A 21798-nucleotide genomic window follows, 5' to 3' on the forward strand; every position below is an offset into this window, starting at 1 on the left:
TGGTTTCGTCTCGAACCGCCAGCGTGCACGTATGAATCTGAAGGGCAGGCTCGGTCCGCTTGCCGCCGGAATGAAGGATGTCGAAGCATGATCCGCAATGGCGGTCGCCTTCTTGTCGAGTGCCTGATCGCGCTCGGCGCGACCAAGAGTTTCGGTGTGCCGGGCGAAAGCTACCTGGCCGTGCTGGACGCGCTGCACGACACTCGTGGAAAGCTGGACTACGTGCTGTGCCGCAATGAAGGCGGTGCGGCATTCATGGCTTCGGCCTATGGCAAGCTGACGGGCTCGCCTGGCATCTGCTTCGTGACGCGCGGACCGGGCGTCGCCAACGCGTCCATCGGCGTACACACGGCAATGCAGGACAGTTCGCCGATGATCGTTTTCGTCGGCCAGGTCGGCACCGACATGCGTGGCCGCGAAGCGTTCCAGGAAATCGACTACCGCGCCGTGTTCGGCACCATGGCGAAATGGGCTGTCGAGATCGACGATGTCGAGCGCCTGCCGGAAATCGTCGCCCGGGCCTGGACCACGGCGCTCACCGGGCGGCCCGGCCCGGTGGTGATCGCCTTGCCCGAGGACATGCTGACGACGCTGACCGATGGCGCGGCACTCAGCGGACCGGCCAAGGTGTTCGAGGCCGCGGCCGATGCCGATGCGCTGGCCGAGGCACGGTCCATGCTTGCCGCCTCCCGCAGGCCGATCGTGCTGATCGGCGGCGCCAACTGGTCGGCGCAAGGGCGCGCGGCGCTCCAGGCTTTTGCCGAAACCTCCGACATTCCGGTGGTCGCGGCGTTCCGCTTCCAGGATCAGTTCGACAATGGTTCGCCGGTCTTCGTCGGCGAAGCGGGTGTCGGCATGGTACCGCATGTCAAGAAGCTGATCCGCGACGCCGACGTGATCCTGGCGATCAATGTGCGCTTTGGCGAGATGACCACGGATGGCTACACGCTGCTATCCGTGCCCGAGCCGAAGCAGAAGCTGATCCATGTCCATGGTTCGGATCGCGAGATCGGCAAGATTTATGTGCCGTCGCTTGGCATCCATGCGGGGCCGAACGCCTTCGCCAAGGCGCTCTCGTCGATCAAAGGCGACTGGGCCGCGTGGCGATCTCAGGCGCGTGAAAGCTATGAGGGCACATTCACCGCGCCGGCCCAGCCAGGCCCGGTCGACATGGTCGAGGTCAGCCGCTGGCTCCGCGAGACGCTGCCCGACGACGTGATCCTGACCAACGGAGCCGGCAATTTCACCGTCTGGCCAAACAAGTTCTTCAAGTTCGGGCCGAAGGCACGGCTGCTGGCGCCGCAATCCGGCGCCATGGGCTACGGCCTGCCGGCGGCCATAGCGGCCAAGGTGGCCTTTCCCTCACGCACCGTCGTCTGTTTTGCCGGCGATGGCGATTTCCAGATGAACTGCCAGGAGTTGGGTACGGCGATGCAGGCAGGGGCGCAGCCGATCGTCCTCATCCTGAATAATGGGATCTACGGCACCATCCGCGCGCATCAGGAGCGGCATTATCCGGCGCGCGTGTCGGGAACCAACATCGAGAACCCGGATTTCGTCGGCATCGCCCGGGCCTATGGCTTCCACGCCGAGCGGGTCGGCGCGACCAGCGATTTCGCCGGTGCTTTCGGCAGGGCGCTGGCATCCGCGACCGGCGCGGTCCTGGAGCTGGATATTTCGCCTGAGGCTCTCACGCCGCGTCAGACCCTTTCCCAAATGCGCGACGCAGCGCTCGCTTCGCAGAAGGCCAACGCATGACCAGCACGGCAAATGACATCCGTCTCGGCGCGGATATCGGCGGCACGTTCACCGATATCGTGGTCGATGTGCGCGGCACGATCTTTTCGACCAAGATCCTGACCAACTATGCCGCCCCCGAGCAGGCCATCCTCGACGGCATCGAGATCGTCGTGCGCGACGCCGGCATCACGCTGGCCGACCTCGACATCGTCATCCACGGCACCACGCTGGCGACCAACGCGCTCATCGAACGGCGTGGCGCCAAGACGGCGCTGGTCACCACCGAAGGGTTTCGCGATGTCATCGAGATGCGCACGGAAAACCGGTTCGAACAGTATGATCTGAACCTGAAACTGCCGCCGCCGCTGATCCCGCGCGAGCATCGCTATACGGTCAAGGGGCGCATCGGCGCGGATGGGCGGGAATTGCAGCCGCTGGACGAAGCAGCGCTCGACGAGATCGCCGACAGCATCGCCGCCGGCGGCTTCGGCGCCGTCGCCATCGGCTTCATCCATTCCTACATGGACCCGGTGCATGAGCAGCGGGCGCGCGAGATCCTCGCCAGGAAACTGGACATACCGATCTCCATCAGCGCCGAGGTCTCGCCGCAGATGCGCGAGTTCGAACGCTTCAACACGGTTTGCGCCAATGCCTATGTCCGGCCGCAGATGGCGGACTATCTGGTGCGCCTCCAGGTGCGGCTGAAGGAGATGGGGGCGAATTGCCCGGTGTTCATGATCCACTCGGGCGGTGGCCTGATCTCGGTGGAAACCGCGTCAGAATTTCCAGTGCGCCTGGTGGAGTCCGGTCCGGCTGGCGGCGCGATCTTCGCGGCCGACGTGGCGCGGCGCTTCGACCTGGACTCCGTCGTCTCCTACGACATGGGCGGAACGACCGCGAAGATCTGCCTGATCGAGGACTATTCGCCGCGCACGGCGCGGACCTTCGAGATTGCCCGCACCTATCGCTTCTGCAAGGGCTCCGGCATGCCGATCTCGATCCCGGTGATCGAGATGATCGAGATCGGCGCCGGCGGCGGCTCGATCGCCTGGGTCGACGCCATGGGGCGCATCCAGACCGGTCCGGAAAGTGCCGGGTCCGAACCCGGGCCCGCCTGCTACGGGCGCGGCGGCAGCCGCCCGACCATCACCGATGCCGACTTGGTGCTGGGCAAGCTTGACCCCGACAATTTCGCCGGCGGCGCCATCAGGCTCGACACGCGGACGTCCGAGCAGGCGATCACACGCGATGTCGGCAGCCGGCTTTCGCTCAATTCCATATCGGCCGCCTTCGGCATTTGCGAGGTCGTCGACGAGAACATGGCCAATGCCGCCCGCGTGCACGCGGTGGAGAACGGCAAGAACATCTCCGACAATGTCATGATCGCCTTTGGTGGTGCAGCACCCCTACATGCGGCGCGGCTGTGCGAAAAGCTGGGCGTCGAACAATGCCTTGTTCCGCAGGGCGCCGGCGTCGGCTCGGCCATCGGTTTCCTCAAGGCGCCGTTCGGCTATGAGGCGCTGGCTTCCAAGCTGATGCGGCTGTCGCGTTTCGATGCATGCGAGGTCAATGCGCTGCTCGACGGACTGAAGACGACCGCCGGGAGCTTCGTGCGGGCCGGCACCGACGGTGCCATCACCCGCGAGATCACCGCCTTCATGCGCTATGCAGGCCAGGGTTGGGAAATCCCGGTGCCGCTGCCTGACAGGGTGTTCAAGCCCGGCGATGAGGTCGACGTCAAGGACGCCTTCCGGGACAATTACGCGCGCTTCTTCGGCCGTGCCATCGATGGCCTCGACGGGCTGGAAATCGAGATCGTCACCTGGTCGGTGAAGGCGCAGGACGTGCGGCCGGCCCCGGCAAGGCACGAGATCACCATGGGGACAAGGACCGTTGCCGCTTCGCAGACGCGCGGGGTTTTCGATCCGGCGACCGGAGCAATGCAGGTTTCAGGCATCATCGAGCGCGCTGACCTCTCGCCCGGAGATCGCATCAGTGGCCCGGTGGTGATCGTCGAGCGTGAGACGTCGACGGTCGTCACCACCCTCTTCGATGCCGTGCTGCAGAGCGACGGTTCGATCCTCCTGATCCGCAAAGGGGTCCAGGCATGAGCGACATCTTGGAAATCCGCATGCAGGTGATGTGGAATCGCCTGATCTCGGTGGTCGAGGAGCAGGCGCTGACCCTGTTGCGCACGGCGTTTTCGACGTCGGTGCGGGAATCGGGCGACCTGTCGGCCGGCGTGTTCAATCCGCGCGGCGAGATGCTGGCGCAAGCGGTGACCGGCACGCCCGGGCATGTGAACACCATGGCCGAGGCCGTGCTGCAGTTCATGAGCGAGATCCCGCGCGCGGAGATGTACGAAGGCGACACCTATGTCACCAATGATCCGTGGAAAGGCACCGGCCATCTGCACGACATCACCATGGTCTCGCCGTCGTTCCTGAATGGCGAGTTGGTGGCGTTCTTCGCCTGCACCGCGCACGTGGTCGATGTCGGCGGCCGCGGCTTCGGCGCCGACGGCAAGTCGGTCTACGAGGAAGGCATCCAGATCCCGATCATGAAGTTCGCCGAGCGCGGCAAGGTGAACCTCGATCTGGTGAAGATCCTGCGCGCCAACGTGCGCGAGCCGAACCAGGTCGTCGGCGACTTCTATTCGCTGGCCGCCTGCAACGAGGTCGGCCACCGCCGCCTGGTCGACATGATGAAGGAGATCGGCCTGGCATCGCTGGACAGGCTGGGAGAGTTCATCTTCAAGCGCACCCATGACGCGACGCTGGAGCGCATCGGGGCGCTGCCGAAAGGCACCTGGACGAACGAACTGGTGACCGACGGCTACGACACGCCGGTCAAGCTGGCGGCCGCCGTCTCGATTGGCGACGACCATTTGAACGTCGATTTCTCCGGCACTGATCCGATGAGCCGCTGGGGCATCAACGTTCCGATCATCTACAGCAAGGCCTATGCCTGCTACGCCCTGAAGTGCGTGGTGGCGCCGGAGATCCCGAACAATGCGGCCTCGCTTGCTCTGTTCACCATATCGTCGCCGACCAACATCTTGAACGCCCCGCGGCCGGCGCCGGTCTCCCTGCGGCACGTCATCGGCCATATGGTGCCCGATCTGGTGCTGGGCGCGCTGGCCAAGGCGCTGCCGGGCCAGATCCTTGCCGAAGGCGCGGCAGCACTGTGGAACATCCACATCTCGGTCAGGCCGGTCGCCGGTGGCGACGGGCGCCGCGCCGAGGTGCTGATGTTCAATTCAGGGGGCATGGGGGCGCGCCCGACGTTGGACGGGCTGTCCGCCACCGCCTTTCCGTCCGGTGTCCAGACGATGCCGATCGAGGCGACCGAGCACACCGGGCCGATCGTCATCTGGCGCAAGGAACTGCGTCCCGATTCCGGCGGCGACGGGGAATTTCGCGGCGGCCTCGGCCAGATCCTCGAAATCGCGGCCACCGAAGGCCACGAGTTCGATTTCTCCGCCATGTTCGACCGGGTCAGGCATCCAGCCAAGGGCCGCGATGGCGGCGAGGACGGGATTGCCGGCATCGTCAGGCTCGACGACGGCACGCTGATGCGCCCCAAGGGCTGGCAGCACGTCCCCGAAGGGCGTCGTCTGGTTCTGGAACTTCCTGGCGGTGGCGGCTATGGGGATCCCTCCAGGCGCAGTACGGAGGCGCGGGCACAGGACGTGTCCAGGGGCTATATTTCGGAGAAAAGCCGATGAGCTACATTTCCTCGCGCCTGTCCGTGGTCAAGCCGTCGGCTTCGATGGCGGCCTCGCAGGCGGCCAAGGCGCTAAGGGCCAAAGGCGTCGACGTCATCGACCTTGGCCTTGGCGAACCTGATTTTCCGACGCCTGCCCACATAATCGAAGCGGCCTATGCAGCCGCCAAAGCGGGCCAGACCCTCTACACCGCCGCGGCCGGCACAATAGAGGTGCGCGAGGCGGTAGCCGGGAAGTTCAGGCGCGAGAACGGACTGGACTACACCGCTGACGACATCGTCGTGGCCAACGGCGCCAAGCAGATTATCTTCAACGCGCTGATGGCGACGCTGGAACCCGGCGACGAGGCCATCCTGCCCGCGCCCTATTTCGTCTCCTATCCTGAGATGGTGAAGCTGCTTGGCGGCACGCCCGTCACGGTCGAATGCCCGGAAAGCGGCGGCTTCAGGCTGACGCCCGAGCTCTTGGAAAAGGCGATTGGGCCGAGAACCAAGTGGCTGTTCCTGAACATGCCCGGCAATCCATCCGGCGCGGTTTACTCGGCCGACGATCTCGAGGCGCTTGGCGCTGTCCTTGCCAGGCATCCGCAAGTGCTCATCCTGTCCGACGAGATCTATGAACACATCATCTTCGATGGTCGCGAATTCGTGTCGTTCGGCAAGGCCTGCCCGGACCTGAAGGACCGAAGCCTTATCGTCAACGGTGTGGCCAAGGCCTACGCGATGACCGGCTGGCGTGTCGGTTATGCAGCCGGCCCGGCACCACTCGTCAAGGCGATGTCGACCATCCAGAGCCAGTCGGTCACTTCGGTCTGCTCGATTGCCCAGGCGGCAGCGGTCGCCGCATTGAACGGCCCGCAGGACGAGGTGACCCGTTTCCGCGAGGCATTCGAGGCGCGCAGGAACCTGGTCGTCGATGGCATAAGGCGCATCAACGGCCTGACGCTTCCGCCGCCGGAAGGCGCTTTCTATGCCTATATCGGCTGCGCCAGCCTGATCGGCCGCAGGACCCCAAAAGGCGTCGTGCTCGAGGATGACACGGCAGTGGCGAATTATCTCCTGAACGAAGGGCGCGTGGCCTCGGTGCCGGGCGCCGCCTATGGACTTTCACCTTATTTCCGCATCTCCACCGCCACCAGCGAGGAGGTGCTTGCCGAGGCGATCGCGCGGATCAACGCCGCCGTCGCGCAAGTGGAGTAGACCATGCCGCATTACGAACGCATCCTGATCACCGGCGCCGCCGGCCGCCTCGGCTCGGAACTGCGAAAGGGGCTGGTGCCGCTGGCAAAAACGATCCGTCTGGCGGGTCGCGAACCGTTCGGCGATCTTGCTCCTCATGAGGAAGAAGCGGTCTTCGATCTCGCCGACATGAAGGCGACGATCGCGGCCACTAGGGACTGCGACGCGATCGTGCATTTCGGCGGCGCGCCACTCGAATGCGCATGGCAGACGATCCTGGATTCCAGCATTCGCGGCTCCTACCACATCTACGAAGGCGCTCGGAAACACGGTGTGAAGCGCGTCATCTATGCCTCCTCGGTGCATGCCATCGGCTACCATGAAGTCGAAGCACATATCGGCGTCGACGCGCCGGTGCGCCCCGACAGCCTCTATGGCGTGTCGAAGAACTTCGTCGAGAGCCTGAGCCGGCTCTATTGGGACAAGTTCGGCATCGAGACCGCGTGCCTGCGCATCTTCTCGTCCTTTCCCGAACCGGCCGACCGCCGCATGTTATGGTCGTACCTCTCCTTTGCCGACTGCGTGCGTCTGGTCGAGGCAGCTCTCACCGCGCCGCGCGTCGGCCACACGATCTCCTTCGGTCTTTCCGACAACAAGGTGAAAATGGTCGACAACAGCGGCGCCAACCATCTGGGATTTTTTCCGCAGGATAGTGCCGAGTCGTTCCGCGCAGCGGTCGAGGCGAAGACGCAGATTCCGGATCCCAAGGCGCCATCGGTGAAGTATCTGGGCGGGTGGTTCTGCGAGCTTGGCCATCCGGACGACAAGCGGGCGTAACTACCATCTAGCCAATGCCCTTCCCGTCTGTGCAGAAGCTGCCGGAAGGCGAGCTTCGTTCCGCAGCTTACCGACACCCGTCGACCTGCTTGTCGATCATGGAAATCGGAAGTCGGCGCTTGCCTATTCGTTGGCAGACACATCCTGCAGCGATTGAACAACCCGTTCGGCTGCCTGATTAGACCACTTCGCGATCGTCCTGGCAGCCCGTGGTGCCGGTGTTCCCTCTGCGGCTTCAACTACCCTCTTCGGGACGGCGTATTCGAGTTCGATGTGCTCCGCCTCGTTGTGGCTGATTCCACTCCTGCAAGGCGGGCAAATCATGGACAGGAGCGGCAGCATCATTGTAAAAATCCGGGCGGTGGCAGCTTTGCCAGCTAAGCAGCCACGCCACCTAAATAGGCGCTGATGACCGCCTCATTGCTCGCGAGTTCGCTGCCTGGCCCCTCAAGCACAATACGCCCGGCCTTGAGAACATAGCCGTAGTCGGCAAACTTCAAGGCGACTTTGCTGTTTTGCTCCACAAGCAGGATGGTCACGCCTTCGCGATTGAGGCGCTGGACGATATTCATGACTTCCTTGATCAGTTGCGGCGCCAGGCCCATTGACGGCTCATCGAGCAGGAGCACCTTGGGCGCGGCCATGAGGGCTCTGCCGATCGCGAGCATCTGCTGCTCTCCTCCAGAGAGGTTCCTTGCATCGCCATTCTTTCTGCGCGCCAGGATGGGAAAGAGTTCAAAAACGTGATCCAGCCGCCGCCTGCGCTCGGCGTCGTCGGCAAGCGTAAACGAGCCGAGGTCAAGGTTCTCCTTGATCGTCATGTCGCCGAAAACACGCCTTCCCTCCGGGACGTGGACGAGCCCGCGATGCGGCAGGCGATGGGCCGGGACTTTGGTTATGTCCTCGCCCAGGAAGCGGACACATCCGGAGGATGCGGCAACAAGGCCGGACAGCGTGCGCAGGGTGGTGCTCTTGCCCGCACCATTCGCGCCAAGCAGGGCGACGATCTGGCCGCGCTTGACCGAAAGGCTGATACCATGAAGGGCTTCGATGCCGTCATAGCGCGCCACGATGCTGTCCGCGGAAAGAACGATTTCGGCGTCCATCATTCCTCCGTACCCAGATAGGCTTCGATGACCCTAGGGTCCGCTCTCACTGCCTCCGGCGGCCCGTCGGCGATCTTCTGCCCATAGTCGAACACCACGATCTTTTCCGACACCTGCATCACCAGGCCCATGTCGTGCTCGATCAGCAGGACTGTGATACCGGTTTCGTCACGGATGCGGCGGATCAGGTGCACAAGGTCTAGCTTTTCGCGCTCGTTCAGGCCGGCGGCAGGCTCGTCCAGCAGGATGAGCTTGGGCGCCGAGGCCAGGGCTCTTGCGAGTTCTAGCCGCCGTTGATCGCCATAGGAAAGACCACCCGCACGGCGATGCGCATGCTGCTCGATGCCAACGAAGCCTAGCCAGCGCATGCCGATCGCGTGAATCGCCTCCTCCTCGCGCCGCTGTGCCGGCAAATGCAGGATCGCCGACACAATCCCGTGCCGGCTGCGGCAGTGCTGGCCGGACATGGCGTTTTCCAGAACGCTCATCTCCTTGAACAGCCGGATGTTCTGAAAGGTACGGGCGAGACCGAGCGCGGTGATGCGATGCGGCGGCAAACCGGTAATTGGCCGACCGACCAGGCTGATCGAGCCGCCCTTCGGCTTGTAGAAGCCGGTCAGGCAATTGAAGAGCGACGTCTTGCCGGCGCCGTTCGGCCCGATAAGACTGTTGATGGCACCTTTCTCTACCGAGAACGAAATATCGTGAAGGACTTTCAGTCCTCCAAAACTGAGGCGCAGATCGCGGACTTCCAGCAAGGCCATGGTCAAACCCGCTTGTCCGGCCACAGCCCGTTCGGCCTGAAGAGCATGATTGCCAGCAGCGCAACCGCGGTCACCAGGGGACGATAGGTGCCCGCCCCGCGCAGCACTTCCGGAAGCAGGGCGACGAGAACAGCACCGAGCACAACGCCGGGAATGCGGCCCATACCGCCCAGGACGACGCCAAGCAGGATGAGAAGCGATTGGTTGAATGTGAAACTCTCCGGCGAGATGGCCGTCATCTTGGCGGCGTAGAGGCACCCGGCAACCGAAGCGATGACCGCGCCCATCATGTAGGCCTGCAGCTTGGCCGTGACACGGTTGATGCCGATGCCGGCGGCGGCGTCTTCATCATAGCGAACATAAAACCAGGCTCGTCCCATTCGTGACCGCTCGACGCTCAGGCAGACGAAGGCGGTGAGCAGGGCCAGCACCAGGAACGCATAATAGAAGTGCTGCACCTGCATCAGCCTGAAGCCGAAGATCTCCGGCCGCTCGATCCCGATGAGACCACTCGCGCCACCGGTGATGTCGAGGTTGCGGGCGATGATGCGGACGATCTCGCCGAAGCCCAGCGTGACGATCGCCAGATAGTCGCTGCGCAGCCTCAACGTCGGAGCACCGATAATGATGCCGGCCACGCAGGCCGCGGCCATGGCGACCGGGATGGTGAGCCAGAAATTGAACCCGAATTCCGCGGTCAGGATGCCTGACGTGTAGGCGCCAACCGCAAAGAAGGCGGCGTAGCCGAGATCGAGCAGGCCCGCATAGCCGACGACAATGTTGAGGCCGAGGCACAGCACGACATAGAGCAGCGCCGTGGTCGCCACCTCCGTCACATAGGCGTTGGCGAATTGCGGCAACACCAGCGCGACAGCGAGTGCCGCCAGGCCGGGCAGCACCGCGGACCAGCGCATCAATTGCGGTTGCCCGGCGGCCGGCATGGTTCTCACTTCGTCGATCATCATACCCGCTCCACGACAGAGCGGCCAAGAAGGCCGGTCGGCTTGAACACAAGGAACAGGATCAGGGTCCCGAAAACGAAGACGTCGCGCCACTCCGATCCGACGAAGGGCAAGGACGAACCGAAAGCCTCGAGGAGGCCGAGCAGCAAGCCGCCGAGCATGGCGCCCGGGACGCTGCCGATGCCGCCTATGACGGCTGCCGTGAAGGCCTTGAGCCCCATGATAAAGCCCATGAAGAAATGGACACTGCCATAGTACGCGCCGGCCATGACGCCGCCGCCGGCGGCGAGCGCCGATCCCATGAAGAAGGTCAGTGCGATCACCCGATCGACATCGATGCCCATCAGGCGGCTCGCCCCCATGTCGATGGACACGGCGCGCATCGCCTTGCCGTACATGGTGCGTGAGACAAAGGCCTGCATCCCGGTCATAAGAGCGATGGAGGCCGCCACCAGCACAATCTGCGTGTAAGTGATATGAACGGTGGAAATGTCGACACCGGCAAAACCGAGATCCGTGTTGAAGGCGTAATGCCGCCCGCCTGTCAGCGCGAGTGCCGTGCCGTTCAACACCATTGAGGCGCCGAGCGCCGTGATGAGGATGGAGAGGCGGGGCGCATTGCGCATCGGCCGATAGGCGAAGCGTTCGATGACGACGCCGAGCAAGCCGACAGCGAGCATCGACACCAGCAGGGCGCAGACCACGCCCAGCCAGCCATTGCCGACCCATATGCCGACGAAGGAAAACACGATGAGGCCGACGAAAGCGCCGTTCATGTAGATGTCGCCATGGGCGAAGTTCAGGAGCTTGATGACGCCGAAGACCATGCTGTAGCCAAGCGCGATCAGGGCATAGAACGAGCCGACGATAAGGCCGTTCACCAATTGCTGAATAAGCAGGTCGAGCGTCATTGATGCTCCGAGGGCAGAATTGAGAGAGTGTTGGCCGGCGCGGCGTCAGTGCACGCCAGGCAATCGGCAATGAAGCCGAGGCGGCCGGAAGCCCGCCTCGGCTTCGACCCGTTTCGCGTTATTCGGCTGCCACCCACTTGCCGCCCTTGGCAATCACCGGGCGGAAGTTCGAGGTCTGGAGCGTGTTCTTGTCGGTGAACTTGATTTCACCGGCAAGGCCCTTGAAGTCGCTCGCCTTGATCGCCTCGATGATTGCCTTCTGATCCGCCGACTTGGCCCGCGTGATCGCATCGGCGATCAGGCCGCCCACATCATGGGAGAGCGCCGCATAGGCGCCGGCGTCGCGGCCGTAGGTTTCCTTGTACTTGGCCTTGAAGTCGGCGGCGCCGGACAAGAGGTCGACGGTGGGCGGGGACAAGAGAAACACGCCCTCACCGGCCGAGCCGGCGATTTCCAGATATTCCGGCGAATTGTTGCCGTCGCCCAGCACAATGCCGCCCTGGAATCCGGCCTGCCGAAGCTGCTTGGTGAGCAGGGCGCCACCGGCATGGTAGGCGGTCCAGAAGACAGCATCCGCACCGCTTGACTTGATCTTGGTGACGACCGCCGAATAGTCCTGCTCGCCGGCCGTGGTGGTCTCCTTGGCGGCAATCTCGCCGCCTGCGCTCTTGAAGGCTTCGGCGGTCAACTTGGCCAGGTCGGACGAATAGGCATCGCCTTCGTCCACGACCGCGATCTTCTTGTAGCCGTTCTTCTTGAAGAGTTCGACGGCTGTCGTCGCCTGCATGTCGCCGGTCGAATTGGCGAGGAAGGCATTGCCCTGATTGGCGGCGACCAGCTTGGTCGAGTTCGCTCCGATGATGACGAACGGGATGCCGGCGTCGCCGTAGATCTTCAATGTCGGCAAGACGGCGCCCGAGCAGTAGCCGCCGACGATGGCGGTCACGCCTTCCGAGACAAGCTTGCTGCCTGCGGTCACCGCCTGCTGCGGATCGCAGGCGTCGTCGGCGGTGGTGGTGGTGATCTTGTCGCCGTTGACGCCGCCCTTGGCGTTGACGGCGTCGATCGCCATCTTCACGGCGTTCTCCATATCCTGCCCTTCACTGGCCAGTTGACCAGTCATGGGGGCCACGATACCGATCTTGATATCGGCAGCCGCGGCCATCGTGGTCATAGCCAGCCCGGCAAGGGCGGTCGCACAAGCCAGCCTCTTGGCAAGCCTCTTGAAGGAAACAACCATCATTCTCTCCATTTCCCCTGTTGGCGCATCCAGGCGGCGTGCCCGAAATGCATTGTTTCGCCCCTTGGTTGGTTGCGGAGCGGTTATGTTGAGCAAGATCGCCAGCCGGCCATGCGATTTCTCACCGGCAAGCTCCTGATCCGCCGATCAGAGACTGCCGCCGGAAGCCCGGGCATAGGCTCCCTGATAGCGGTTCTCCTGGATGCTCTGCATGATCTCGGCCTCGCGGGCCTCCTGCGCCCGGACAGCGGCCAGCAAGGCAGCGGCACCGTGGATTGGAAATGCCACGACACCATCCTCGTCGCCCACGACGATGTCACCTGGACCGACGACCATGCCGGCTATGCAGACGGGAACATTGATGGCTCCCGGGCCATCCTTGTACGGTCCGAGATGGATGGCCGACCGCGCGAAGCATGGAAACGGACTGCGGCCGATGGCACCGGCATCGCGGATGGCGCCGTCGATGACAATGCCCGCGGCGCCGCGCGACGCCGCCACACTGGTCATGATTTCACCGACCAGAGCGCGCCCCTCGTAGCCACCGCCATCGACGACTATGACGTCGCCGGGTTGCAACAGATCGAGTGCACGATGGATGAACTGGTTGTCGCCGGGACGGGTCCTGACCGTCAGCGCCCTCCCAGCCATGACGCCGCTCATCCGATGAAACGGCCGTAACCCGACAGCTCCGGGGACACGAGCGAGATTGTCGCTGATCAATGGCGTCGCAAGAGCGCGGAACGCGTCGATCAGTTCGCTTTCCTGTGATCCATCTGCCATCGCCTGCACTCCCCCTCGTCCGCTTTTGTGAATATAGTATCCAATCACAATTAATTCGGCGGAGTCAACCGACCTTGCGATGGTCGGCGGAAAAAAGCCAAAGCAGCTTACGAATGGCATGTTGCGGGCCGACCGGCCCCACGACCTTCCGCCCATCCGGGCTTGCAATGGCATCAAAATTCAAGATAGATTGGATAACATATCCATAAACGTCATGATTGTGAAAAGGGATTGGGTTGTGAAGCACGCAGGAAAAGTCGTGATCGTTACCGGGGCGGCACAAGGCCTGGGCCTTGCCTGCGCCGAGCGCTTTCATGCCGATGGCGCCAAGGTTGTGCTTGTCGACGTGCAGGCCGATCGCGGGCGCGCGCATGCCGAACGTCTTGGCGAGCGCGCCGTCTGGCTGTCCGCTGACCTTTCCGAAATCAACAGGGATATGGCCGACGGCATTATTGCCAAGGCCATGCAAAGCTTCGGCGGTGTCGACGTGCTCATCAACAATGCCGGCATCATCCATCTGGACGATTTCGTCGACTTCCCCGAGGAGGCCTTCGACCTGGTTCAGCGGGTCAATCTCAAGGCGCCCTTCCTTCTTGGGCAAGCCGCGGCAAGGGCCATGATCGCGCAGGGACGCGGCGGCTCGATCATCAACATGTCGTCGATCAACGCCATTCTGGCCATTCCCAATTCCGTCGCCTATGCCGTGTCCAAGGGTGGCATCAAGCAGCTGACGGCGGTGATGGCCGTCGGACTGATCCCGCATAACATCCGCGTCAACGCCATAGGCCCCGGCACCATCCTGACCGACATGGTCAAGAGTTCCGTCATGGCCAGCGAAGCGCAGCGCCAGACCATCCTGTCGCGCACGCCGAGCGGCCGCTGTGGCGAACCTTCGGAGATCGCCAGCGTCGCATCCTTCCTGGCCAGCGACGACGCTTCCTACATTGTCGGCCAGACCATCTATCCGGATGGCGGCCGCCTGATCCTGAACTATACGGTGCCGGTGAAGGACTGACCGCCCATGGTTGTCGGTATGCCCCATATCAGTCTTGCGGGATCGGGCGCGCTGCTGCTCGACGGCGCGCAGGGGGCTTTCGATGATGCCACCCAGGAACTGGTCTGGGCAGTAGCGAATGCGGCGCTGCGCCTAGAGGGCGTGTGCGAGACCGTTCCCGGCATGAACAACTTGCTGGTGGTGTTTGACCCGCTCGCCACGGACGCCCACAGCGTCGGCGATCAGCTGATGTCGCTCTGGGCCAGCACCGATGCCCATGCGGTGACCGGCACGCATCATACCATTCCCGTCAGCTATGGCGGCGCGCGCGGCGAGGATCTCGCCGACTGGGCCGCGCATTGCGGCCTGTCTGTCGACGAGACCGTCAGGCGCCACGCGGCGGCCACCTACACCGTCGCCGCCATCGGCGCCATGCCGGGCTTTCCCTATCTGTCCGGTCTCGACCCCCAACTTGCCTGGGCAAGGCGCAGCACGCCTCGCCTCGAAGTCGCCGAGGGCGCCGTGATCATTGGCGGCGCGCAGGCGGGTATCATGCCGATGACCGCGCCGTCCGGATGGCACATAATCGGCCATACCGACGTGAAGCTGTTCAAGGCCGAAGCGGAATTGCCCGTGCTGCTCAGGCCTGGAGACAAGATCCGATTCGAAATCGCAGGGATCGAGGCATGATCGAGATCCTCACCACCGGCCTGCTGAACACGGTCCAGGACCTCGGCCGGCCCGGTCATCTGGCGCTGGGGGTCAGCCATGGCGGCGGCATGGACAGGCAAGCGCTGGCGATCGCCAATCTCATGCTGGGCAATGATCCCTCGGCTGCCGGGATCGAGGTCGCGCTTCATCCGTTCCGGTTGCGCGCGCACATCGACACCGCCGTCGCCATCACCGGTGCGGATTGCGCCGTCAGGGTCGGCGACCGGCCCTGCCCGCCCTGGTGGGCCATGACGATCCGCGCCGGCGAGACCCTTGTCCTTGAAGCACCACGCACCGGTGCTCGCTCCTACATCGCCTTTGCCGGCGGGATCGATCTGCCGCCCGTCATGGGATCGCGCGCGACGGATGTGAAAGGCAATTTCGGTGGGCTCAGCGGACGCGGCCTGTCGCGCGGCGACCGGCTTGCGCTCAACCTGGCGCAATGCCGCCTTCCCGCAGGCGGGATCGGCGCGGCGCTGGAAGAGCGGCGAGGCGCGGCGGACGGCTTGGCCTGCGCAATCGAATTGCGGGTTCTGCCGGCCGCCGAGTTCGACGCCTTCACGCCGGAGGCCCAGGCTGCCTACACCGGCAGCGAATGGAGCATCACCAACGACGCCAACCGGATGGGATATCGCCTTGCCGGAGAGACGCTCTCGCTCGTCTCCCCGATGGAATTGCTGTCGCACGGCATCGTACCCGGCACTGTCCAGGTGCCACCGTCCGGCCAACCGATCATCCAGCTTGCCGATGCCAACACTTGCGGCGGTTATCCGAAGATCGCAACGGTGATCGAAGCCGACCTGTGGCGGCTCGCACAAGCGCCTGTCGGCGCGCGCCTGCGTTTCTCAGCGGTCTCGATCGAAGCGTCGACGGAAGCGCTTCGCACGAACCTGCAGCAACGCCGCGACTTTATCGCCGCCCGGAACCTCATGGTCGGCGAGCAGAGGGGCCCATGAAAATTCGCCCCTTCACCATCGAGATTGCCCAGTCTGAAATCGATGACTTGAACAAGCGCATCTCGAACTGGCGCGAGCCGGACCAATTGCAGGCAATAGGCTGGGCGCAGGGAACAGAGCACGAGGAAATGCGCCGGCTTATGCAGCACTGGCGCACCGGCTTCGACTGGCGCAAGCAGGAATCCGCCTGGAGCGCCCATCCGCACTACCAGACGGATATCGGCGGCCAAACCATCCATTTCATCCATGCGCGCGCCGCTGTTGCGACCGGCAGAACGATCATACTCACCCATGGCTGGCCAGGCAGCGTCTTCGAATTTCACAGGCTGATCCCGCTTCTGACCGACCCGCTTTCGCACGGTGGAAGACAGGAGGACGCCTTCAACGTCGTGGTTCCGTCAATTCCCGGCTATGGCTTTTCGAGTCGGCCGACCAAACCTGGTCTCAACCTGTTCGCTGTTGCCGACCTTTGGGCCGAACTGATGAGCGGTCTCGGCTACAAACGATATCTCGCCCAGGGAGGGGATCTGGGCGCGAGCGTGTCGACATGTTTGGCGCATGCGCATCCAGACAGTCTCGCCGGCGTGCATCTCAATTTCATCCCCGGCTCATTCTCACCGCCACATGACCCGGGTCAGACCGGTGACGTGACGTCGGAAGAACGCGCCTTCCTGGAACGGAAGGCCGGATGGGCGGATCTTCATGGCGCCTATGCTCATATTCAAGCCACGCGCCCGCAAACGCTTGCCTACGGACTGACGGATTCGCCGGTCGGACTGGCAGCGTGGATGATCGAAAAATTCCGCGACTGGAGCGATTGCGATGGCGATCTGGCCAACGCCGCTTTTTCGCGCGACGACATGCTCGCCAACATCTCGCTCTACTGGTTCACCCGGACCGTCGCTTCGTCGATGCGGCTCTATTGGGAAACGCGCGCCCGTCCGCTTGCATTCGCGCCCGGCGCGGCGATCCATGTCCCGCTTGCGGTGGCTTTGTTTCCCAAAGAGCTGCCGATGCCGCCAAGAAGCTGGGTCGAGCGCGTCTTCAAGGACATCCGCCAGTGGACAGCGATGCCGCGCGGTGGTCATTTCGCAGCCCTCGAGCAGCCCGCTTTGCTTGCAGAGGATCTAAGAGCCTTTGCCGGCGGTCTGGATTTTTAAAGGCAGCGTTTGTGCGCGGCCAAACCCGAAGGCCAGAAATGACCAACACCACGATCACCGTCGATGCCCTGCATGAGCGCGTCGATGCAATTTTCCGCAAGGCCGGACTGACCCCCCTCCAGGCCAGCGCCATCACAAGGGTCATCGTCGCGGCGGAACGCGATGCCTGCAAGTCGCATGGTGTCTACCGCATCGAAGGCGCCCTGCGGACGATCAGGGCCGGGAAGGTGAACCCGAACGCGGTGCCTGGATTGTTGCCGCAAGGCGCGCCGGCAATCATCAAAGTGGATGCGAAAGGCGGCTTCGCCAACCCGGCCTTCGAACTGGGCCTGCCGGTGCTGGTCGAGCGGGCTCGCTCCTGCGGCATTGCCGCGCTTGCGATCAACGATGCCGTTCATTTTTCCGCTCTTTGGGTGGAGGTCGAAGCGTTGACGCAAGCAGGCCTTGCCGGCCTTGCCATGTGCCCGAGCTATGCCACGGTCGCTCCGACCGGTGGCAACGGACCGTTGCTTGGCACCAATCCCTTTGCCTTTGGCTGGCCGCGTGAAAAGCAGCCTCCCTACGTTTTCGACTTCGCGACCTCGGTTGCCGCGCGCGGCGAGATCGAGCTGCACCGCCGCGCCGGCAAGGAGCTGCCGGAAGGCTGGGCGATCGATGTCGACGGCAGGCCGACGACGGATCCGGAAGCTGCCCTGGCGGGCGCTATGCTTCCCTTCGGCGGGCACAAGGGTTCCGCCATCGCGACGATGATCGAGCTGCTCGCCGGGATCATGATCGGCGACTTGACCAGCCCCGAGGCGCTCGATCTGCTCGGCACGTCGACGCTTTATCCATCGCATGGGGAGCTGATCATCGCCTTCTCGCCGCAGGCTTTTTCCGCCGGCCGTCCCGGCAACCCGCTGGGTCGTGCCGAAGCCCTGTTCGAGGCGATCGTAGGTCTGGGTGCGCGCCTGCCCTCGCAGCGGCGATTCATTGCCCGAGCAGCATCGGAGAGTGGCGGCATCAGCCTCTCGGCTCAGGAGATCGAACAGCTCGATCGATTTCTTGAAGAAGGACTCGGCGGCGTTTGAGGTGATCCGCCCACCTTACTCAGGTTTGGTCATCAAGGGGAAGGGAGAAAAAATGCGCTGGTCAAGAACATTCACGGTCGTCGGCTGCCACGCCGAGGGGGAAGTCGGCAATGTGATCACCGGCGGCGTCATGGACGTGCCCGGCAAGACCATGTTCGAAAAGAAGGAATATCTGCAAGAGCATATGGATGACATACGCGGGCTCGTCCTCTTCGAGCCGCGCGGCGCCCCCTACGTCAACGCCAACATCATCCTGCCGCCCTGCGATCGCTCGGCCGATCTCGGTTATGTGATCATGGAAAGCACCGAATACCCGCCCATGTCGGGTTCGAACACCATCTGCGTCGCCACTGTGGCGCTGGAGACGGGCATGGTGCCGATGAAGGAACCCGAGACGCGGCTGCGCATGGAAGCGCCGGCCGGCATGATCGAGGTGCGCTGCCGCTGCGAGAACGGCAAGGTGACGCAGGTCGAGTTCACCAATGTGCCGGCTTTCGCGTTCCACCTCGACACACATGTCGAAGTCGAGGGGCTCGGCACGATCACCGTCGACACCTCCTATGGCGGCATGACTTTCGCGCATGTGAACGCTCGCGCACTGGGCTTTTCCATAACACCCGATGAGGCCCACCAGATGTCGCTGATGGGCCAACGCATCAAGAAAGCGGTCAACGAGCAGCTCGAAGTCGTGCATCCGGAGAACGCGAAGATCCGCGACGTGTCCAACGTGATTTTCGAAGGCCCGATCGAGCGCGTCGACGGGCGCGTGGAAAGCGTCAACGGCACGGTGTGCCTGCATGGCAGGCTCGACCGCTCGCCGACAGGCACCGGCACCACCGGGCGGCTTGCGGTGATGTCGGCCAAGGGGCAGATCGCCAAGGGCGAGCTGTTCCGCAACAGGTCGATCATCGGGACTCATTTTGATTCCCGCGTGATCGCCAATGCGCGCGTCGGCGACCGCGACGCCGTCGTGGTCACCATTGCCGGGCAGGCCTGGATCACCAGCATCGGCCAGTACGGTCTCGACCCGACAGACCCTTATCCACGCGGACATCGCCTCAGCGATGTCTGGTCCTGAAACGGATGCGGCCGTGCTCAGGCCGCGAACGCTCGGACCCTGACACCGTTCGCTTCCAGCCGTCTCCTGACATGCGCGGCGATGGCGACGGCCGCCGGCGTGTCGCTGTGGACGCAGATCGAATCGATCGGTGTCTGCAGCAGCTGCCCGGAAAGCGTCTCGATGGCACCTTGCTTGACCATCCGCACGACCCGTCCGGCCGCCTTTTCGGCATCGTGGATGACAGCGCCTTCCAGCTTGCGCGTGACAAGAAAGCCTTCCTCCGTATAGGCGCGGTCGGCGAAGATCTCGGACCTGACCGTCAGACCCGCGTCGCGCGCGATCCTGTCCTGGAAGCCGAGCGCAATGACCAGGCAGATCAGGCGGGGATCGACGGCCTTCACCGCGCGCGTCACGGCTTCGGCGACGCCCCGGTCTGTCTGGGTAAGGTTGCCCAGCGCGCCATGCGCCTTCACGTAGCGGATCGGGTGGCCGGCATAGGCGGAAAGCGCCTGCGCCGCGCCGATCTGGTAGGCGACCAGCCTTTCGATCTCATCCATGGAATGCGGGATGATGCGGCGTCCGAATCCCCACAAATCGGCGAAGCTCGGATGCGCGCCAACGGCGACGCCCTTTTCGCGCGCCATCGAGAACGTGGCTGCCATGATCTCGGGGTCGCCGGCATGAAAGCCGCAGGCGACATTGGCGGAACTGACGATGTCGAGGATCGCTGCGTCGTCGCCGAGCCTGTACGCTCCAAAACCCTCGCCCATGTCGGAATTGATATCGACCTGCAATCCCGTCATGGTGCTTTCCTCAATGTTGGAACCATCGCCGGTGCCCTCACGCCAGCTCGTAGAGTGGCGTGCCGTAACCGACGACCGCTCCGTCCTTGCTCAGCGCCGCGCCCAGCACGCCGTCCGTCGGCGCGAGCACGGCCTTCAGGCATGGGCCGACCTGCAGGACGCCGACCGTCTCGCCCTTGCGAACCGTCTGGCCGGGTTCGGCAACCGGGCGGCCGGTCGTTGGATGATCGAGACGGAACACGCCGACGCCGGGCGCACGCACGCCCTTGAAGACCGTTTCAGCGTTCGGCGCTCCGGCCGCAGCCAGGGGTGCTGCCGCAACAACGGCCTGCATATGCAGGCGAAGCGAAAAGCCGGCCTCCACCAATTCGATCTCGCCTATGCCGGCGCTTGCGCACCAGGCGGTCAGCCTTTCGATCTCCTCAACCGTCATCGCCGTCTCGTCCCTGGAGCAGACCGCCTTCAATGAGATGTTCGAGATGATGGATATCGTAGCCGCCAGCGGCGAAGCCGGGCTCCTCCATGAGGAGGCCGTGCAGCGGCGCGTTGGTGGCGATGCCGACCGCCTCCATCTCGCCCAGCGCGCCGCTCATGCGCCGGATCGCCTCGGCCCGCGTCGCGCCATGCGCCAGCAGCTTGGCCACCAGCGAATCGTAATGCGGCGGCACGGTGTAGCCGGAGTAGAGATGCGATTCGACGCGGATGCCGGGACCGCCGGGCGGCGTCCAGCGCTCGACCCGGCCCGGATGCGGCCGAAAGCTGTAGGGATGTTCAGCGTTGATGCGGCATTCGACAGCGTGGCCCTGAATGCGGATGTCTTCCTGGCTGAACGACAGGGGTTCGCCCCGAGCGATGCGGATTTGCTCGCGCACGATATCGGTGCCGGTGACGAGCTCGGTGACGGGATGCTCCACCTGCACGCGGGTGTTCATCTCGATGAAAGAGAAGCGCCCGTCCTCGTAGAGGAATTCGAACGTGCCGGCACCCGTATAGCCGATGGTCAGGCATGCGCGGGCACACAGCTCGCCGATCTCGGCGATCGCCTCGCGGGTGATGCCGGGCGCCGGCGCCTCCTCGATGATCTTCTGGTGGCGGCGCTGCATGGAGCAATCCCGCTCGCCGAGGCAGACCGCTCTGCCGTGCTTGTCCGCCAGGATCTGGATCTCGATATGGCGCGGCTGCTCGAGGAATTTTTCCAGATAGACTTGCGGGTTGCCGAAGGCCCGGTCCGCCTCTTTCACCGCCATCGAAACGGCTTCCGTCAGGGCGCGCTGCTCGCGCACGATGCGCATGCCGCGCCCGCCGCCGCCACCCGCCGCCTTGACGATGACCGGATAGCCGATGGCCTCGGCAATGGCGCACACCTCCTGCTCATCCTGCGGCAGCGCACCCTGCGACCCCGCAACGCAGGGAACGCCGGCGGCAATCATCGTGCGCTTGGCGGAGACCTTGTCGCCCATGGTGCGGATCGCCGCCGCCGACGGCCCGATGAAGATGAGGCCGGCATTTTCGACGGCCTCTGCGAAGGCGGCGTTTTCCGAAAGGAAGCCGTAGCCCGGATGGATCGCGCCCGCGCCGGTGAGTTGCGCGGCCGCGATGATCTCGGCGATGTTGAGATAGCTCTCTGTCGCGGCAGCTGGCCCGATGCAGATCGCCTTGTCCGCCAGTGCGACATGGCGAAGGCTCGCATCGGCCTCCGAATGCGCCGCCACCGTTTTCAATCCGAGAGCGCGGCAGGCGCGCAGGATGCGTAGCGCAATTTCACCGCGATTGGCGATAAGGACGGTATCGAACAT

General features: G+C 63.9%; 20 protein-coding genes. 11 read left to right on the forward strand and 9 right to left on the reverse strand.

Annotated elements, in window-relative coordinates:
• Positions 1-87 precede the first annotated feature (87 nt).
• Genes LB558_RS25045 through LB558_RS25065 form a run of 5 tightly spaced genes read left to right on the forward strand, consistent with a single transcriptional unit; the run spans position 88 to position 7482 of the window.
• On the forward strand, positions 88-1758 hold the full coding sequence (locus LB558_RS25045; RefSeq protein ID WP_224700005.1) for a thiamine pyrophosphate-binding protein: 1671 nt from the start codon (positions 88-90) through the stop codon (positions 1756-1758).
• Positions 1755-3851 (forward strand): hydantoinase/oxoprolinase family protein, encoded by a 2097-nt coding sequence (locus LB558_RS25050; RefSeq protein ID WP_224700006.1) that lies wholly within the window; start codon positions 1755-1757, stop codon positions 3849-3851. The genes LB558_RS25045 and LB558_RS25050 overlap by 4 nt, the downstream gene beginning before the upstream one ends.
• The gene (locus tag LB558_RS25055) at positions 3848-5467 is read left to right on the forward strand and encodes a hydantoinase B/oxoprolinase family protein (protein WP_224700007.1); all 1620 of its coding nucleotides are present in this window, start codon (positions 3848-3850) and stop codon (positions 5465-5467) included. The genes LB558_RS25050 and LB558_RS25055 overlap by 4 nt, the downstream gene beginning before the upstream one ends.
• A complete protein-coding gene (locus LB558_RS25060) occupies positions 5464-6666 on the forward strand; it encodes a pyridoxal phosphate-dependent aminotransferase (RefSeq protein WP_224700008.1) in 1203 nt (400 codons plus the stop codon). The genes LB558_RS25055 and LB558_RS25060 overlap by 4 nt, the downstream gene beginning before the upstream one ends.
• Positions 6667-6669: 3 nt before the next feature.
• Positions 6670-7482 carry an NAD-dependent epimerase/dehydratase family protein gene (locus LB558_RS25065; RefSeq protein ID WP_224700009.1) on the forward strand — a complete coding sequence of 271 codons (813 nt, stop codon included), beginning with the start codon at positions 6670-6672 and terminating at the stop codon, positions 7480-7482.
• A gap of 377 nt (positions 7483-7859) precedes the next feature.
• Here the strand turns inward: LB558_RS25065 and LB558_RS25070 are convergent, their stop codons facing one another.
• The 6 genes from LB558_RS25070 to LB558_RS25095 all read right to left on the reverse strand — a co-directional run bounded on the left by LB558_RS25070 (position 7860) and on the right by LB558_RS25095 (position 13248).
• Positions 7860-8588 carry an ABC transporter ATP-binding protein gene (locus LB558_RS25070; RefSeq protein ID WP_224700010.1) on the reverse strand — a complete coding sequence of 243 codons (729 nt, stop codon included), beginning with the start codon at positions 8586-8588 and terminating at the stop codon, positions 7860-7862.
• Positions 8588-9352 (reverse strand): ABC transporter ATP-binding protein, encoded by a 765-nt coding sequence (locus tag LB558_RS25075; RefSeq protein ID WP_224700011.1) that lies wholly within the window; start codon positions 9350-9352, stop codon positions 8588-8590. Before LB558_RS25075 ends, LB558_RS25070 begins: the two co-directional genes overlap by 1 nt.
• Positions 9353-9354: 2 nt before the next feature.
• Positions 9355-10317 (reverse strand): branched-chain amino acid ABC transporter permease, encoded by a 963-nt coding sequence (locus LB558_RS25080; RefSeq protein ID WP_224700012.1) that lies wholly within the window; start codon positions 10315-10317, stop codon positions 9355-9357.
• Complete coding sequence (locus LB558_RS25085; RefSeq protein ID WP_224700013.1) at positions 10314-11225, reverse strand: branched-chain amino acid ABC transporter permease; 912 nt, start codon at positions 11223-11225, stop codon at positions 10314-10316. Before LB558_RS25085 ends, LB558_RS25080 begins: the two co-directional genes overlap by 4 nt.
• Positions 11226-11343: 118 nt before the next feature.
• The gene (locus tag LB558_RS25090) at positions 11344-12468 is read right to left on the reverse strand and encodes a branched-chain amino acid ABC transporter substrate-binding protein (protein WP_224700014.1); all 1125 of its coding nucleotides are present in this window, start codon (positions 12466-12468) and stop codon (positions 11344-11346) included.
• A 144-nt stretch (positions 12469-12612) separates the two neighbouring features.
• Positions 12613-13248, reverse strand: a complete 636-nt coding sequence (locus tag LB558_RS25095) for an RraA family protein (RefSeq protein WP_224700015.1) — start codon at positions 13246-13248, stop codon at positions 12613-12615.
• 238 nt (positions 13249-13486) lie between these two features.
• Between LB558_RS25095 and LB558_RS25100 the strand changes: the two genes are divergently transcribed.
• From LB558_RS25100 to LB558_RS25125, 6 genes are read left to right on the forward strand one after another with little or no spacing between them, the layout of a single operon-like run.
• On the forward strand, positions 13487-14263 hold the full coding sequence (locus LB558_RS25100; RefSeq protein ID WP_183449670.1) for an SDR family NAD(P)-dependent oxidoreductase: 777 nt from the start codon (positions 13487-13489) through the stop codon (positions 14261-14263).
• A gap of 6 nt (positions 14264-14269) precedes the next feature.
• Positions 14270-14932, forward strand: a complete 663-nt coding sequence (gene pxpB, locus LB558_RS25105) for a 5-oxoprolinase subunit PxpB (protein WP_224700016.1) — start codon at positions 14270-14272, stop codon at positions 14930-14932.
• Entirely contained in the window at positions 14929-15909 is a 981-nt protein-coding gene (locus tag LB558_RS25110; RefSeq protein ID WP_224700017.1) for a biotin-dependent carboxyltransferase family protein, read from the forward strand. The genes pxpB and LB558_RS25110 overlap by 4 nt, the downstream gene beginning before the upstream one ends.
• Entirely contained in the window at positions 15906-17069 is a 1164-nt protein-coding gene (locus LB558_RS25115) for an epoxide hydrolase family protein (protein WP_224700018.1), read from the forward strand. The genes LB558_RS25110 and LB558_RS25115 overlap by 4 nt, the downstream gene beginning before the upstream one ends.
• A 38-nt stretch (positions 17070-17107) precedes the next feature.
• Positions 17108-18139, forward strand: a complete 1032-nt coding sequence (locus LB558_RS25120; RefSeq protein WP_224700019.1) for an Ldh family oxidoreductase — start codon at positions 17108-17110, stop codon at positions 18137-18139.
• A gap of 52 nt (positions 18140-18191) precedes the next feature.
• Positions 18192-19217 (forward strand): proline racemase family protein, encoded by a 1026-nt coding sequence (locus LB558_RS25125; protein WP_224700020.1) that lies wholly within the window; start codon positions 18192-18194, stop codon positions 19215-19217.
• 17 nt (positions 19218-19234) lie between these two features.
• On the opposite strand, the gene LB558_RS25130 is transcribed toward LB558_RS25125, so the two are convergent.
• From LB558_RS25130 to accC, 3 genes are read right to left on the reverse strand one after another with little or no spacing between them, the layout of a single operon-like run.
• A complete protein-coding gene (locus tag LB558_RS25130) occupies positions 19235-20002 on the reverse strand; it encodes a LamB/YcsF family protein (protein ID WP_224700021.1) in 768 nt (255 codons plus the stop codon).
• 37 nt (positions 20003-20039) lie between these two features.
• On the reverse strand, positions 20040-20435 hold the full coding sequence (locus LB558_RS25135) for a biotin attachment protein (RefSeq protein WP_224700022.1): 396 nt from the start codon (positions 20433-20435) through the stop codon (positions 20040-20042).
• Positions 20425-21798, reverse strand: a complete 1374-nt coding sequence (gene accC / locus LB558_RS25140) for an acetyl-CoA carboxylase biotin carboxylase subunit (RefSeq protein ID WP_224700023.1) — start codon at positions 21796-21798, stop codon at positions 20425-20427. Before accC ends, LB558_RS25135 begins: the two co-directional genes overlap by 11 nt.

The organism is Mesorhizobium sp. CO1-1-8 (assembly GCF_020164875.1).
Lineage (GTDB): Bacteria > Pseudomonadota > Alphaproteobacteria > Rhizobiales > Rhizobiaceae > Mesorhizobium.

Bases quoted from the DNA above. Each gene is read 5' to 3' on its own strand.
- LB558_RS25055 (WP_224700007.1), top strand. From the start codon at position 3,848: ATGAGCGACATCTTGGAAATCCGCATGCAGGTGATGTGGAATCGCCTG.
- LB558_RS25115 (WP_224700018.1), top strand. From the start codon at position 15,906: ATGAAAATTCGCCCCTTCACCATCGAGATTGCCCAGTCTGAAATCGAT.
- LB558_RS25120 (WP_224700019.1), top strand. From the start codon at position 17,108: ATGACCAACACCACGATCACCGTCGATGCCCTGCATGAGCGCGTCGAT.
- LB558_RS25065 (WP_224700009.1), top strand. From the start codon at position 6,670: ATGCCGCATTACGAACGCATCCTGATCACCGGCGCCGCCGGCCGCCTC.
- LB558_RS25110 (WP_224700017.1), top strand. From the start codon at position 14,929: ATGATCGAGATCCTCACCACCGGCCTGCTGAACACGGTCCAGGACCTC.
- LB558_RS25045 (WP_224700005.1), top strand. From the start codon at position 88: ATGATCCGCAATGGCGGTCGCCTTCTTGTCGAGTGCCTGATCGCGCTC.
- pxpB (WP_224700016.1), top strand. From the start codon at position 14,270: ATGGTTGTCGGTATGCCCCATATCAGTCTTGCGGGATCGGGCGCGCTG.
- LB558_RS25085 (WP_224700013.1), bottom strand. From the start codon at position 11,225: ATGACGCTCGACCTGCTTATTCAGCAATTGGTGAACGGCCTTATCGTC.
- LB558_RS25095 (WP_224700015.1), bottom strand. From the start codon at position 13,248: ATGGCAGATGGATCACAGGAAAGCGAACTGATCGACGCGTTCCGCGCT.
- LB558_RS25075 (WP_224700011.1), bottom strand. From the start codon at position 9,352: ATGGCCTTGCTGGAAGTCCGCGATCTGCGCCTCAGTTTTGGAGGACTG.
- LB558_RS25135 (WP_224700022.1), bottom strand. From the start codon at position 20,435: ATGACGGTTGAGGAGATCGAAAGGCTGACCGCCTGGTGCGCAAGCGCC.
- accC (WP_224700023.1), bottom strand. From the start codon at position 21,798: ATGTTCGATACCGTCCTTATCGCCAATCGCGGTGAAATTGCGCTACGC.
- LB558_RS25090 (WP_224700014.1), bottom strand. From the start codon at position 12,468: ATGATGGTTGTTTCCTTCAAGAGGCTTGCCAAGAGGCTGGCTTGTGCG.
- LB558_RS25130 (WP_224700021.1), bottom strand. From the start codon at position 20,002: ATGACGGGATTGCAGGTCGATATCAATTCCGACATGGGCGAGGGTTTT.
- LB558_RS25080 (WP_224700012.1), bottom strand. From the start codon at position 10,317: ATGATGATCGACGAAGTGAGAACCATGCCGGCCGCCGGGCAACCGCAA.
- LB558_RS25050 (WP_224700006.1), top strand. From the start codon at position 1,755: ATGACCAGCACGGCAAATGACATCCGTCTCGGCGCGGATATCGGCGGC.
- LB558_RS25125 (WP_224700020.1), top strand. From the start codon at position 18,192: ATGCGCTGGTCAAGAACATTCACGGTCGTCGGCTGCCACGCCGAGGGG.
- LB558_RS25070 (WP_224700010.1), bottom strand. From the start codon at position 8,588: ATGGACGCCGAAATCGTTCTTTCCGCGGACAGCATCGTGGCGCGCTAT.
- LB558_RS25060 (WP_224700008.1), top strand. From the start codon at position 5,464: ATGAGCTACATTTCCTCGCGCCTGTCCGTGGTCAAGCCGTCGGCTTCG.